12 protein-coding genes and 1 pseudogene are annotated in these 14,500 nt (G+C 42.8%); 7 read left to right on the top strand and 6 right to left on the bottom strand.

All coding sequences use genetic code 11. The annotated features are described in order from the left end of the window. The first annotated feature begins 55 nt into the window (after nt 1–55). On the top strand, nt 56–1,036 hold the full coding sequence (serB, locus tag AB6E08_RS03125; protein WP_102249124.1) for a phosphoserine phosphatase: 981 nt from the start codon (nt 56–58) through the stop codon (nt 1,034–1,036). A gap of 124 nt (nt 1,037–1,160) precedes the next feature. On the opposite strand, the gene AB6E08_RS03120 is transcribed toward serB, so the two are convergent. Beyond that, nucleotides 1,161–3,509, bottom strand: a complete 2,349-nt coding sequence (locus tag AB6E08_RS03120; RefSeq protein WP_372065870.1) for a PilZ domain-containing protein — start codon at nt 3,507–3,509, stop codon at nt 1,161–1,163. Between the two features lie 161 nt (nt 3,510–3,670). Here AB6E08_RS03120 and radA point away from each other — a divergent pair, with 161 nt between their 5' ends. Further along, nucleotides 3,671–5,050 carry a DNA repair protein RadA gene (gene radA, locus AB6E08_RS03115; RefSeq protein WP_009847515.1) on the top strand — a complete coding sequence of 460 codons (1,380 nt, stop codon included), beginning with the start codon at nt 3,671–3,673 and terminating at the stop codon, nt 5,048–5,050. Between the two features lie 234 nt (nt 5,051–5,284). Next, a complete protein-coding gene (fusA, locus tag AB6E08_RS03110; protein ID WP_009847514.1) occupies nt 5,285–7,372 on the top strand; it encodes an elongation factor G in 2,088 nt (695 codons plus the stop codon). Nucleotides 7,373–7,561: 189 nt separating this feature from the next. Here the strand turns inward: fusA and AB6E08_RS03105 are convergent, their stop codons facing one another. Next, nucleotides 7,562–7,774 carry a VF530 family DNA-binding protein gene (locus AB6E08_RS03105; RefSeq protein WP_012604684.1) on the bottom strand — a complete coding sequence of 71 codons (213 nt, stop codon included), beginning with the start codon at nt 7,772–7,774 and terminating at the stop codon, nt 7,562–7,564. 45 nt (nt 7,775–7,819) lie between these two features. Further along, a complete protein-coding gene (locus AB6E08_RS03100; protein WP_012604683.1) occupies nt 7,820–8,770 on the bottom strand; it encodes a LysR substrate-binding domain-containing protein in 951 nt (316 codons plus the stop codon). Nucleotides 8,771–8,873: 103 nt separating this feature from the next. Between AB6E08_RS03100 and AB6E08_RS03095 the strand changes: the two genes are divergently transcribed. Further along, entirely contained in the window at nt 8,874–9,080 is a 207-nt protein-coding gene (locus AB6E08_RS03095) for a DUF1127 domain-containing protein (protein WP_012604682.1), read from the top strand. Nucleotides 9,081–9,170: 90 nt separating this feature from the next. Here the strand turns inward: AB6E08_RS03095 and AB6E08_RS03090 are convergent, their stop codons facing one another. Then, nucleotides 9,171–10,859: an AMP-binding protein gene (locus tag AB6E08_RS03090; protein WP_372065873.1), complete on the bottom strand. Its 1,689-nt coding sequence runs from the start codon at nt 10,857–10,859 to the stop codon at nt 9,171–9,173. Between the two features lie 90 nt (nt 10,860–10,949). Further along, nucleotides 10,950–11,699, bottom strand: a complete 750-nt coding sequence (locus AB6E08_RS03085) for an AraC family transcriptional regulator (protein ID WP_017099534.1) — start codon at nt 11,697–11,699, stop codon at nt 10,950–10,952. Between the two features lie 193 nt (nt 11,700–11,892). Between AB6E08_RS03085 and AB6E08_RS03080 the strand changes: the two genes are divergently transcribed. From AB6E08_RS03080 to AB6E08_RS03070, 3 genes and pseudogenes are all read left to right on the top strand, one after another. Continuing rightward, entirely contained in the window at nt 11,893–12,063 is a 171-nt protein-coding gene (locus tag AB6E08_RS03080; RefSeq protein WP_012604678.1) for a Flp family type IVb pilin, read from the top strand. Between the two features lie 173 nt (nt 12,064–12,236). Beyond that, nucleotides 12,237–12,767 carry a prepilin peptidase gene (locus AB6E08_RS03075; protein WP_017096676.1) on the top strand — a complete coding sequence of 177 codons (531 nt, stop codon included), beginning with the start codon at nt 12,237–12,239 and terminating at the stop codon, nt 12,765–12,767. A 37-nt stretch (nt 12,768–12,804) separates the two neighbouring features. Then, a pseudogene (locus tag AB6E08_RS03070) lies at nt 12,805–13,455 on the top strand (AAA family ATPase); the annotation flags it as partial. A gap of 7 nt (nt 13,456–13,462) precedes the next feature. Here AB6E08_RS03070 and AB6E08_RS03065 read toward each other — a convergent pair. Continuing rightward, a partial coding sequence (locus AB6E08_RS03065) for an IS4 family transposase (protein ID WP_372159650.1) occupies nt 13,463–14,500 on the bottom strand: 1,038 nt, incomplete at its 5' end.

Here is a 14,500-nt window from a genome sequence, read left to right as displayed (position 1 = left end):
CGTTTTCAAATTGCAATAGGTTAACGTTTAGCATAGTTAATTAGGAATCATACACATGGACGCTCAGAAATATCTGCCGATTAAAAGGCATACGACATTATTAACCCGACTCCCCGAGACACGTTTCGCTTCTCAACTCGCTAAATCTAAAGCCAATTGGATTGTGTTCGGTGAGTACCTATCTCCACAATCATTCGATGACATCGACTTTTTCACTGGTACCTACAACACCATCCTCGATACGTGGAAGGTGGGACATTATGAAGTGGCACTGATGTCAGGGAACTTAACCCCTGCACACGAAGAAATTTTACAAGCACTGAAGCTTGATTATGCTTGCCTTAGCGAGGTCCCAGACTTATCTAAGCCAGGTTTGATCGTGATGGATATGGACTCCACAGCAATTCAAATTGAATGCATCGATGAGATAGCAAAGCTCGCAGGAGTCGGAGAGTTAGTTTCTGAAATCACAGAGCGTGCGATGCAAGGCGAGCTTGACTTTGAACAGAGCCTACGCCAACGAGTAGGAGCACTGAAAGGCGCTGATGAAACTATTTTAGAGCAAGTGCGCCAGTCATTACCATTCATGCCAGACTTGGTTGAGCTAGTGAATACTCTGAATAAACTTGGCTGGAAGACGGCGATTGCATCGGGTGGTTTTACTTATTTCTCAGACTACCTGAAAGATACGCTTGATCTTGACCACGCTCAGTCAAACACGCTAGAGATCGTCAATGGTAAATTGACGGGTGAAGTATTAGGCGATGTTGTTTCCGCACAGACCAAAGCGGATATCTTGGTAGAACTTGCTGAAGAGTATGAACTGGAACTGCATAACACCGTTGCCGTGGGTGATGGTGCCAATGACTTGGTTATGATGGGTTCTGCCGGTTTAGGGATTGCTTACCATGCAAAACCGAAAGTTGAACAACAGGCACAAACTGCTGTGCGTTATGCTGGCTTAGGTGGGGTGCTTTGTATCTTGTCAGGTGTATTAGCTAAGCAGCAAAAAATCAGCTGGCAAGCCAAACCTTAGGTTTCGTATCTAATACTATTAGTTGATTAGTATAGCGACGTAGAGACAAAAAAAGCAGGTGATGAGCCTGCTTTTTCTACTTTTAAATCCGATAAGTCGACAACCGGTAAGTTGATCTGGCTATTTAGTGCGAGAGTTCCAATCGAATCAATACTTCATCGGTAATGTCTTCTATCTCACCATAACCAATAAAAGCGGTGACCTCACTCTCTAACTTCTTCGCTTGGTGCATACTGATGCGCGAAAGCTCGGCTAAGTCTGATTGGAACAAGCTGGTTAATGGATTAAAGATAGGGGCGGTAGTGACTCGCAGTACATACACATCACCCAGATCTTGTGCCTTCTTGATGAAAGAAATACGTTCTTTCGTAGATGCAAAGTCTTTCACCAACTTCGTATGTACAGATTGAATCTTGTTACCAAACTTTATCGCAGCAATGTATACGTCATGATGTTTTGGCTCTGCACCTTCAATTCTTTTCAGTGGCTCAGCTAATAGTGAATTAGAGTGACCTTTGAAAATCGGTTCCAGTGAAAACTTTTGGTTGTGCCCAAGTTTAGCGAGTAACGCTAGATGCTTGTTCAGCGGGAAGTTCACACCAATGAGCTTACAACGCAACGTTGAGCCCGGCTTATCAATGAAAATTGGATTACTGACCATTTTGTTAAGCAAAACAGTGTGCAGTGATTTAAGCAGTGAATCGGTGGGCAGTATTTCTTGCTTCTTATTTAGCTTACTTTGGTTCTGATCGATAATCCCATTGAGGAAGGCGATGGTACGCATTGTTTTTGCATTCTCGGTGATAACCAATTGAACGTTGCAACCGTTCGGGCTTACACGAATTACGTGGTAAGGCACTGTGCTTAATGGCAAGTTTTTATCATAGAGTTGCAGTTCATTGAAATTCACCACAACCGGATCATCAATCTTGAGTACCATTGGGTGTTCAAGGGTAATGCTTAGGCCACGTTTTGATATGTCTACAGTGTGTCCGTTTATTGTTGGGCTATCTTGTGATGTGAGTTGAATTGGTGATTTAAAGCTATATCTCGGTTCTTTACGACGACTTTGGGAATCAAAGTAGATACTTTGAATGTTCCCCACCACCGTTCGCGGATGACGAAAGCGATTAAGGTCACTGCTTGGAATGCGTGGTTTTTCACTTAATAGATAATCGGCAGCACTTTCGTGATCACCGATCTCTTGCAAGATACCGCAATGAGTCAGTTGCGCTGAGCTTTGAGCAAGCGTATCTGAATGCTCAGCTAAGGCTTGTCGCTCAGCGTCGGATAATTCGAAAACCGAGAATTTGAACGCCTTCCAACTTTTACGTTTACCGCCGATGTGCCAGAACAGTTGCCTCTCTTCACGAGAAGCTTCAGGCAGCATCATCGAGTAGAACAAGGTCTTATTTTTATGTTCATGGGTAAAAGAGTAGATAACGTTACTGGTTCCCTTCACGCCAGGCTTAGCGAGTAAGTTCATACGTTGTTCGTTGAACAAAGTACCCAGAGCCTGTTGGTTACGCTCATCATGCCAGTATTGCCATTGGGGATGATTGTTATCCGTGAGCAGCGCGAGCTTCAACTCACTACCACTGAAGAATAGAGGGAGATTACAGGTGTACTTTAGATAGGTGTGTTCAATACCGCGAGTTCGCGTTCGAATGAGCCTATCTTGATTCTCATGGCTGGTTTTCTTGCTGACACTATTTAGAGATTCATCGAGTAAACGAGCCACACTCGTTGTATCGCTGATTCTCATGCATCTTAAAAATTTAACTGCATTGTTCTCGTAGGATTCATCAATACCCAGAATACGAAATTCAACCGCCTCATTAACATCGGCTTCTAGTGACTTTTCAACAAGCTCAGTGAATTTAACACTGATGATTTCCCCTAGGTTGTATTTAAACGCCCTTGGTACCTTGAACTTTGCACCCGACGGAGAAATATCAACTGTCACACCATGCAGGCTTTGTCCTTTTGGTGTGGTGATTTCAACCTGTGAGCTAATCTTGAGCCTGTTTTCTTTGCGTTTTAAATCGTAACCGAGGTTAATGGCTTCTGCTTCATAGGGGCTATCAGCGTTAGTGATATCGTGGTCATCTTGAGAGGATGTTTTAACAATATTACGAAGAGGTTGAATGCGAGGTGTCATCACTAACTCCCACACGCCCTCGGTATAACCTTTAAATTTTTTAGTACCACGTTGATACGCGTTCAAAGCTATGTCATCAAGCCAATGTTTACGCTCGTCTAGCGTGAATTGATGACATTCATTATCAATACGCCCGCGTAAATCAATGCTCTTTGTGCACGGAGCCATGATACGATTCAGTTCCATTTTAACGAGCAGTTTTAGAGACGGTGATTCGCCTTCTGTCATTTGAGAAAGAAGGAATTCGAAATCTTCGGCATGGTAGGCCGGAATAAGTCGTTCTGCTACAGATAGAATTTCAGATTGCTGCATACTTTTCTTGTTAGAATGGATGGTGCGTTATTGTTATCGACGAGTTGTATTTGATCTTTAGGTATTCGTGGCCCTACTGCAACTTTTATTTTCACCTGTACGGTCAACGGGGTCACAAAATAGCAACATTTACCCGTTACTAAGCAAATTATTGAGGTTTTATGGCTAAGGCAAAGCGAGCTTATGTGTGTAATGACTGTGGTGCTGACTTTCCACGTTGGCAAGGGCAGTGCAATGCATGTGGTGCTTGGAACACGATTACAGAAGTTAGGTTAGCCGCTTCACCTCAGGTCGCGCGCAATGAACGACTAAGTGGTTACGCTGGTGGTGCAACTGAATCTTCGGTTCAAACGCTATCGGAAATCGACTTGCAAGAGGTCCCGCGCTTTAGTAGTGGCTTCAAAGAGCTTGATCGTGTACTTGGTGGTGGTGTTGTACCTGGCGCTGCGATTCTTATTGGTGGTAACCCTGGTGCCGGTAAATCAACGCTGTTATTGCAGACTATGTGTCAGCTTTCTTCTCAGTTACCGACACTTTATGTCACTGGCGAAGAATCTCTTCAACAAGTTGCGATGCGAGCATCTCGATTAGGGTTACCAAAAGAGCATCTCAAAATGCTCTCTGAAACCAATGTTGATAAAATCTGTCAGGTTGCAGAAAGAGAGCAGCCTAAGATCATGGTTATCGATTCAATCCAAGTTATGCATGTCGCTGATGTTCAATCGTCTCCAGGTAGTGTTGCTCAGGTGCGCGAATCGGCAACCGCATTAACGCGCTATGCGAAACAGAACAACGTTGCCGTATTCCTAGTGGGACACGTAACTAAAGACGGTACCTTAGCTGGACCAAAAGTACTTGAACACATTATTGACTGCTCGGTGCTGTTAGATGGCGGAACGGACAGTCGTTTTAGAACCTTGCGCAGCCACAAGAACCGTTTTGGTGCAGTGAATGAGCTAGGTGTGTTTGCTATGACAGGGCAAGGGCTAAAAGAAGTTAGCAATCCATCGGCTATTTTTCTGTCTCGTGGTGAAGAAGAAACCTCAGGCAGTTCAGTGATGGTAGTTTGGGAAGGAACGCGTCCACTCCTTGTTGAAATCCAAGCGCTGGTGGATTATTCGCAGCTGGCTAACCCGCGTCGTGTCGCTGTTGGTCTCGAGCAAAATCGACTGTCATTGTTACTAGCCGTGCTGCATAAACACGGCGGCTTACAAATGGCTGACCAAGATGTGTTTGTGAATGTCGTTGGTGGTGTTAAAGTAACCGAAACCAGTGCTGATCTTGCATTGGTAATGGCTTTACTTTCGAGTTTCAGAGACCGCGCATTGCCAAAAGATGTGGTGGTTTTTGGCGAAGTAGGCCTTGCTGGTGAGATTCGACCTGTACCGAGCGGTCAAGAGCGCTTAAATGAGGCGTTTAAACACGGCTTCAAGAGAGCCATTGTACCAGCGGCTAACATGCCTAAAGGTGGCATTCCAGGAATGCAGATCCACGGTGTGAAAAAATTATCGGAAGCAATTAATGCTTTTGATGAGTTGTAATTGAGCTCACTTCAGCTACTCTATACAGCAGAAATTCAGTCTAACTTAAACGCTATTTTCGCTTTAAGTTAGCACTAAACTTAACAATCATTTAGATTGTTTCTTCAGATTGCCTTTTTCTATATGTTAGAAAAAGGCAAAGTTTTTTAGTCCCAAATGCATGCAAAGCTATCAGTCCTCACAGATTGTGATATACTCTGCGCGCATTTTATATCCTATTAACAGAGTAAGACAATGGCAGATTTATCGAAATACAGAAACATTGGTATTTTCGCGCACGTTGATGCGGGTAAAACAACTACCACTGAGCGTATCCTTAAGCTAACTGGTCAGATCCACAAGACTGGTGAAGTACATGATGGCGAATCAACTACTGACTTCATGGAACAGGAAGCTGAGCGCGGAATTACTATCCAATCAGCAGCTGTAAGCTGTTTCTGGAACGGTCACCGTCTAAACGTTATCGATACTCCTGGACACGTTGACTTCACAGTTGAAGTATACCGTTCTCTTAAAGTACTTGATGGCGGTATCGGTGTATTCTGTGGTTCTGGTGGTGTTGAACCACAATCAGAAACTAACTGGCGCTACGCTAACGAATCAGAAGTATCTCGTCTGATCTTCGTTAACAAACTAGACCGTATGGGTGCAGATTTCTACAACGTTGTTGACCAAGTTAAAAACGTTCTAGGTGCAACTCCTCTAGTTATGGTTCTACCAATCGGCCGCGAAGATGAATTCGTGGGTGTTGTAGACCTTCTAAGCCGTAAAGCATACGTTTGGGATGACACTGGTCTTCCTGAAAACTACGAAATCACTGATGTTCCTGCGGACATGGTTGATGACGTTGAGCAATACCGTGAAGAGCTAATCGAAACTGCTGTAGAGCAAGACGATGACCTAATGGAAGCTTACATGGAAGGTGAAGAGCCTTCTATCGAAGACATCAAACGTTGTATCCGTAAAGGTACTCGTGATATCGCATTCTTCCCTACGTTCTGTGGTTCTGCGTTCAAGAACAAAGGCATGCAAGTTATCCTTGATGCTGTAGTAGATTACCTACCTTCTCCAACTGAAGTTGATCCTCAACCTCTAATGGATGAGAACGGCGAAGAAACAGGCAACCACGCTATCGTTTCTACTGAAGAAACTTTCAAAGCGCTTGCGTTCAAAATCATGGATGACCGTTTCGGTGCTCTAACTTTCGTTCGTATTTACTCTGGTAAATTGAACAAAGGTGACACGATCCTTAACTCATTCACAGGTAAAACTGAGCGTGTTGGCCGTATGGTTGAGATGCAAGCTGATGACCGTAACGAACTAACTAGCGCACAAGCTGGTGACATCATTGCGATCGTTGGTATGAAGAACGTTCAAACTGGTCACACTCTATGTGATCCAAAAGACCAAGTAACGCTTGAGCCAATGGTTTTCCCAACTCCAGTAATCTCTATCGCTGTATCTCCAAAAGATAAAGGCGGTTCTGAGAAAATGGGTATCGCGATCGGTAAAATGGTTGCAGAAGATCCATCTTTCCAAGTTGAGACTGACGAAGAAACTGGCGAAACTATCCTTAAAGGTATGGGTGAGCTTCACCTAGACATCAAGGTAGATATCCTTAAGCGTACTTACGGCGTTGACCTAACAGTTGGTGCTCCTCAAGTTGCTTACCGTGAAACTATCACTCAAGCAATTGAAGATAGCTACACGCATAAGAAACAGTCTGGTGGTTCTGGTCAATTCGGTAAGATCGATTACCGTATCAAACCAGGTGAAGCAGGTTCTGGCTTCAAGTTCAACTCAGTAGTTGTGGGCGGTAACGTTCCTAAAGAATTCTGGCCTGCAGTTGAGAAAGGCTTTGCTGGCATGATGGATAACGGCGTACTAGCTGGCTTCCCTACGCTAGACGTTGAAGTTGAACTTTTCGATGGTGGCTTCCACGCAGTCGATTCATCTGCTATCGCATTTGAAATCGCAGCGAAAGGCGCATTCCGTCAATCTATGCCTAAAGCTGGCGCGCAACTTCTTGAGCCTATCATGAACGTTGACGTGTTCACTCCAGACGATCACGTTGGTGATGTTATCGGTGACCTTAACCGTCGTCGTGGCATGATCAAAGATCAACAAGCTGGCGTTACTGGTGTTCGTATTAAAGCTGACGTACCTCTTTCTGAGATGTTCGGCTACATCGGTCACCTACGTACTATCACTTCTGGTCGTGGCCAATTCTCTATGGAATTCGCGCAATACGCACCATGTCCAACTAACGTTGCTGACGAAGTGATTGCAAAAGTTAAAGCAGAAAAAGAAGCTGGTAAGTAATTAGCCCTTTTCTAAATTAGCTAAAAAAGCCCCGCAAGTGAAAGCTTGCGGGGCTTTTTATTGTTTGTAATATACTGCGAGGTGCGAGGTGCGAGGTGCGAGGTGCGAGGTGCTGATGTAGCCCCTAAAAAGTATACTCAGGGGTTGTCCCGTATTTATTCAACACGGGACTGATAAAGCAGGGAGAGACTAACGCTTTAAGTCGATGTAAATCTGCTCTACTTTGGTGCGTGCCCAATCTGTTTTACGCAAAAATTTTAAGCTCGATTTAATGCTCGGGTCTTTTTTAAAGCAGTTGATGTTCACCATGTAACTCAACTCTTCCCAACCGTAATGTTCAACCAATTCAGTCAGTAGCTTCTGTAGAGTGATACCGTGCAGTGGATTATTGTCTTGTGTCATGAGATGTTCTCGCCATTTATTTGAGCTCAGTATACCAGTTTCGCTTTATGAATTATCAGACCATTTAAGCTGGTAATCTGTCTCGATAATAGTTAGCTCTTCTCGACCTCTATTCCCAAACAACCGAACCTGATTTTGCATCCAAGCCTCAAAACGCTTTATCTTTTCTCGATGAAAGTAGCCAGCAGGGGCACATAAGAAGTAATTGTATTTAGGCTTGAGTGCTAAGTTACCGATTCGAACGAGTTTCTTTTCCTGCAAATACCGATAGACCAAACTGTGCTTCACAAGAGCAACGCCTTGTACGGATAATGCACCTTCTAAAACAAAATGCGAGCCATCAAATTGCAGTGATGAGCGTCCTGCCTTCGCTCCTACAATGTCTAGCCATAGATTCCAATCCATATCTGGCCATCGGTCTTCAATTAGCTCTGCTTTGTGTAGATCGTCGATGTCATAAATACCATGCTTCTCTTGGTAGATAGGGTGGCAGACAGGGTAAACCACTTCGTCCATTAACCAACGTGATTCAATGTTTGGATAATTACCATGACCATATCGAACGCAGACATCGACATTAGAATCTTCAAACGTCACCAGCTTGTTGGTCGGTTCAATCAACATGGATAGATCAGGGTGACGATCGCGAAAGTCTCCAATTCTAGGCACCAACCAGTGTTGAGCAAATGATGGTACGGTTGAAATAGACAGTTGAGTAGGATTGGGGTCTTGGTTTATTCGTCTTACCCCATCTTGAATATGAGCAAAGCCTTTCTTAGCTTGCAGGTAAAGCACATCACCTTCGTGAGTGAGTACTATTTTTCGGTGCTGACGAATAAACAAGTCTGCACCTAGCCACTCTTCAAGTTGACGAATTTGTTGGCTGACGGCAGCTGCCGTGACGAACAGCTTTTCAGCCGCGAGTTTAAAACTGCCTGTTTCAGCCGCAGTATAAAAATAGTAGATCCCTTGGAAAGGTGGGGTTCGTTCTCTCACGTTAGTTTTCCTTAACTGAATGTCAGTATCTATCGTTTGTCGATATTTATCTATTGGTTGATTATTAACCATGATAAAGCGAAAAATCAACAGGAGATAGGCTATGAACACGATAACAGCGACATCAAGGGCTAACCAATCATTCTTATCATCGTTATCAATTAAGAAATTCTATTCTAACTTTGAGCGTTATCTTCAGAATCGTAGAACCAGAAAGCAGCTGTCTGAGTTACCAGAATATTTGTTGAGAGATGTCGGGATTACACAGGAACAAGTTGATAAGGAACTGAAGAAATCGTTTTGGGAGTGAGTGGAGTGTGTTAGGTGAGTCAGTGACTGATCTCAGGTTGAGCGCTTTGGTGCTAAAAAAGGAGCCGTAATGGCTCCCTCTCGATTTTGATTATTCTTCCCAAACCACCAATTTATCTTTTGGCCAGTTATGACCGATTTCATGGTATTTCTGCTCAAGGATATGTCGCTTTATCTTGAGAGTAGGGGTAAGTACACCGTTGTCGATGCTCCACGGTTCCTTAATCATCAGTACCCCTTTGATCTTCTCATGCGAGGCTAACTGTAGGTTCATTTTTTCAATGACACGTTTACTTGTTCTTTCATAACGAGCCCGATCAAAATTAGGGAAGTCATGCGGTACCACGAGTAGGATAGGACCAGGTAAACCTAAGCCGATCAAACACATCATTTCTACGCGGCTGTATTCAAACAGTTTGTTTTCGATTGGCACTGGAGCCACAAACTTACCTTTCGCAGTTTTAAAGGTGTCTTTTTTACGTCCCCGGATCGTTAGGTAGCCCTCGCTGTCGATATCACCAATATCGCCAGTATGAAGCCATCCCTCAGAGTTAAAAGACTCTTGGGTGGCTATGTCATTTTTGTAATAGCCAGAGAACATACCTTTGCTTCGAACCAAAATTTCTTCATCTTCTGCAATTTTGAGTTCGATGCCCGGACCAGCATTACCCACAGTACCAATTTTGTCGGCTCTAAACGGGTGATTAATCGTGCTGTAGGCGAAAGACTCTGTCATCCCCCAAGCCTCGGTAATGTGTAGACCAACACTCTCATACCATGCGAGTAGAGCCGGTGATACCGGAGCTGAACCACATCCCAAAACGCGGGCTTGATCTAACCCTAGGCCATCAGCCAGTTTCTTCTTAATGATGTTGTTGATAAACGGAATCTTAAGTAAGAAATTCAGTTTCTTCTGCGGAAGCTTATCTTGGATTCGTTGCTGGAACAGAGTCCATAAGCGAGGAACTGAAATAAATAGAGTAGGGCGATGCATTTTCACATCATTAATAAAGGTATCTAAAGACTCCGGGAAAGCAGTGACTATACCGCCCATTACCGATGAGCCAAAGATGTAAACGCGTTCTGTAATATGGGCAAGCGGTAGATAAGAGAACAAGCGATCGCCGGGTTGGATACCAATATGATCGATCAACCGTTGAACTGACCACGTAAAGGCGCCGTATGTGAGCATCGCGCCTTTTGGTAGCCCTGATGTACCCGAAGTATAAACAAGCGACATTACTTTATCATCGTGATGCTGAGGACGCTTGGTTGAGGGTTCATGGGTATCGATGAGTTGTTCGAAAGTATGTTGGCACTTCGCTGCGCTATCGTAGGGAAGTGAGATACTCACCAAGTTTGGATTATCATCCAGTACTATTTGAGTGGCCTTAGGATCGTCGAGTTTACCCGCAATCACAATTTTACTTTCACTGTGTTCAATACAGTACTGTATGGTATCGGCACCCGCTGTTGGAAAGATTGGGACGCTGACAAAATCTCCTAACATCATGGCAAGATCGCAGATAAACCATTCTGCACAGTTTTTCGATACGAGAGCGACTCGATCACCGGGTTGGGCTCCGAGTCCTTCTAATGCTGACGCCAGTTTCAGTGCTTTGTCGGCCACTTCTTTATAAGTAAACTCAACAAATTGGCGGTTAATAATTTGCTTTAAGTAGACTTCATCTGGGCGTTCTTCTGCCCATTTTAAAATCATGTCATTGGGTGTAGGGAGAGCTGTTGCTTGTTCTTGGCTAAACTCGTTAGGCTGAATCATTGTCTAACTCCATGTTTTTCGCTAAGTTATTTTTGTTAAAATCATGTTAAATGTACCATGATTTTTTCTTTTAGGGAGTAAAATTAGCGTTTATGTTCTTTGTTTTCCGTTATCTGTGCAGGCTCGCCTGTAACTTGCAGGCGTTACTCCAGTCCGTTTCTTAAAAATTCTCGAGAAATATGACACATCCTTGTATCCACATTGATAGGCAATGACAGCAATTTTTGATTCGGTATCTGCTTCGATTAACTTTTTGGCAAGTAGAATGCGTTTATCGCACACGAAGTCTCTAAAGCTTACTCCAAAGTGTAGATGAAACTTCTTAGAAAAATAGGTGGTTGAACAGTGACATTTCTCGGCGATCTCTATTTCTCTGATTTCTTTGTTGATGTTGTCCATCACAAAGTTAACGACTTCGGATGTGAAGGCTTTTACAGGAAGCTGGTTGTTATTGTTTGTGTCTCTGTCGATATCGAAATGGGACTCGAACATATGCTGTGTCTTAGCCTTAAGCTCTTCGAATTGACTGGTCAGATGATTACTGTTTGTTTCTATGATGAAAAATATATTCTTATGATTTCGAACGATATTAGGTAACGGGTCAGAGCAAATAATAACAATTCTTTTGTTCAAATTTTCGCAAATAGATAAAGCCATGGTAAGTAGTTGGATTTTATCAGGGGTATTCAAAATGAAAAATACCAGTCTGACGTCTAAGTTACTGATTATAGATATGTCTTGTTTGAAGTTGGCAATAGAGAAATAGTGACTTATTTTATTGATAATAACGGAGTTGAAATCACTCTCTTTATCCGATAATAACGGGGTTACTATTTTCATACAGATACCCAATGCATTTCATATTCTCTTTTAGTCTAAAAGTGGCTAATTAATGAAGCTTTATATTTAGATTAGAAGTACCACAAAAAAGTGCAAGTAAATGGCAAAAAAATCCTAACCAAATATATCTCTCACCTCTAGATTTACTTTACAGGCAAACAAAGCCTGATACGTAAATCAAGGAGAGGTTCTCATGGATAAGTTTTTGAATAATTGTAAAGAATTCATGAAAGATGAAGAAGGGTTGACTGTTATCGAGTATGTAATTGGTGCAGCGTTACTGGTATTAGGCTTGACCACTATATTTACTGGTTTTGGGGCCGCCCTATCCGCTAAGCTTAATAACATCATTAACAGTATTTAATGATTACTGCCATGGTTGCTCGGAGAGTGAGACAGCAAAAGGGGTTAACGACTATTGAGTATGTCATTGGTGCTGCCTCGCTCATAATTTTTGTCGGGCTAATTTTCTCTGGAATGGCTACGACATTAGTGAGTAAATTTCAAAGTATTATATCGAGCGTATGAATTGAAATTATGATTAATGAGCCTTCTGTTTTTTGGGCATTGCTAATTGCTGTATCGGTATACGATGTTGAGAAACATCGTATACCAAACAAAATATTGATTCTTTTTTTGTTTTTCTATTTTTTATCAATGTTCAACAGCAATTACACCTTTGATAGTTTCTTAATGTCTTTATTTGGGTCGGTCGTATTCTTTTGTTTTGGATTGCTATTCTATTTTTTAAGAGCAATGTCTGCAGGGGATGTGAAGTTATTAGGTGTTGTAGGAATGTATTTGGGGTGGGGACAATTACTCGATGCATCGTACTTTATCTTGGTTTCTTCTGGAGTTGTTGGGGTTTTCTACCTGCTATACAACCTGTCCAACTCGAGCTGTTTTAGTATTAAAAGCTATTTTGAAAATAAGATAATTGTGCTTGGTGGAGCTGCACCAGTCATTGATAAAACAGCTAATTTACATACTCGGTATTCAAATAAAGTAACGATGCCTTTTGCTCCTTCTGTTGTTATAGGGTTAGCGATGTATAGCTACTTTACTTAAATCTGTTGTTGGTTAGCTTTGTGGGGAGACATAATATATGGATATTATAGGGCGTACTGCTCCAACAACCTTGAAGCCACAAATTTCAGCCCCAATCGTCCCTACATCTCTTGATATGTTGGGTGTTCCTGAAGTCGTTATTGAAAATCTCGTACTTAAGCATTTGTCAGCTTACCCAAAATCGGATGTTTTAGAGCTTTCTAATTATTTATGTGTTGTGACTCATATCGTGGAAAGTGCTTTAGCCGTTTTAAGAAAGAAGTCATTAATCGAGGTATTTCAGCCTACTTCAGATATTTCCCTCTCATCTGTGTCACATAGTCATGTTCGTTATTCACTATCAGAAAAAGGGCTTGAAGAAGCGGATCTTGCTTTCAAGCGTGATGCCTATTTAGGCCCCGCACCGGTTTCGCTTACCCAATATAGTGAGGTGGTAAAACAACAAGACTTGAGAGCTGAGTTAGTAACTCGGCCACATGTCGAGGCGGCACTGAATGATGTATATGGTGTCGACAAAATGATTTCAGTACTTGGGCCTGCAATCAATTCGGGACGTGCTTTGTTGCTGTATGGACATGCAGGAACGGGTAAAACATTTGTTGCGAGCCGTATTGTGAATGCTTTACATACCTCTGTATTTATCCCTTATGCCGTCTATGCTCTGGGTAACATTATCAAGGTGCTGACGGATCCCCTCATAATTTCCCTAGTCCTGCGTTGTGTGTGAGCCTTTGATATTCGAACATTCCCCATTGATATTGGGATTCATTAATTTGATATCGCCGATGATTTCGAACCTCTCTCCCTAGACGAGGTATGGAGAGAACTCGGCGGTGTTTAATGCTGTTGGCTTGGAAGTCAAAATGCCATTTGGCCTGTACTGCAATGAGGCCATTCCACCACATCAAGATTTCAGCGAGCAACGCAATAAGAAGCAGGATATCTAATCGTTTAGTACAACGAGTTCTGTTGTGACGAAGTGCGATCCCATAGGCGGTACTCTTTAGATCGCGGAAGGCCTCTTCTATCTGCATACGCTTGGCGTACAGATTGGTAATTTGTACTTCATTTAAGATATGTCTAGGGACATTCGTCGCGAGTAGCCACGGCTCCTTCGCACTGCGCTGGTAGAGATGTGTAGCGGAGTGTTTTTGGCTGGTTCTACTATGGCGCTGGGCTTTTCGGCCTTTTTCTAATCCCTTATAAACATAGGCTTCACAAGATATCGGTGATCTCTTTGCTAGTAAGCAGTGGCCAAGATATTTGGGTTTATGGACAGCGGTTGGATAAAAGGTTTTATTTGAGACCCAAGGTTTATGAGGTTGTTTGATTGATACTTCACCTCGGACACGACCTAACCAAAACCAGCCTTTCTCTTGAACTTGTCGGAACCAAGTATTTCGAAAACCCGCATCAGAAACGATGATTGGACTGGTTTTACTGGGTAAAATACTCTGCAATTTATCGAGGAATGTTTGGTGACTTTTCGGTGAATTATATTGGCCATACTCAAAAACTTGTTCAAAGATTGTGATGGCTCGACCATCAAGTGCAACGGATGCTCTTAACGTCATATAACGAAGTTGTTCACGAACATCAGACCAATCCACAAGGATCACAGGGCATGAGTTGGCGCCCGTTATTAAGTAGGCATGCCATTTATAAATTAGGTCTTTTTCACGATGTAGTTGGCGATTTCCAAGCAGTCTATCAACGCGTTTGATCGCATGTTT

Source organism: Vibrio sp. 10N.247.310.24 (assembly GCF_041467175.1).
GTDB classification, from domain to species: domain Bacteria; phylum Pseudomonadota; class Gammaproteobacteria; order Enterobacterales; family Vibrionaceae; genus Vibrio; species Vibrio tasmaniensis_A.
The sequence above is the reverse complement of the archived record's forward strand: the minus strand, read 5'-3'. Positions and strand labels throughout refer to the sequence as shown.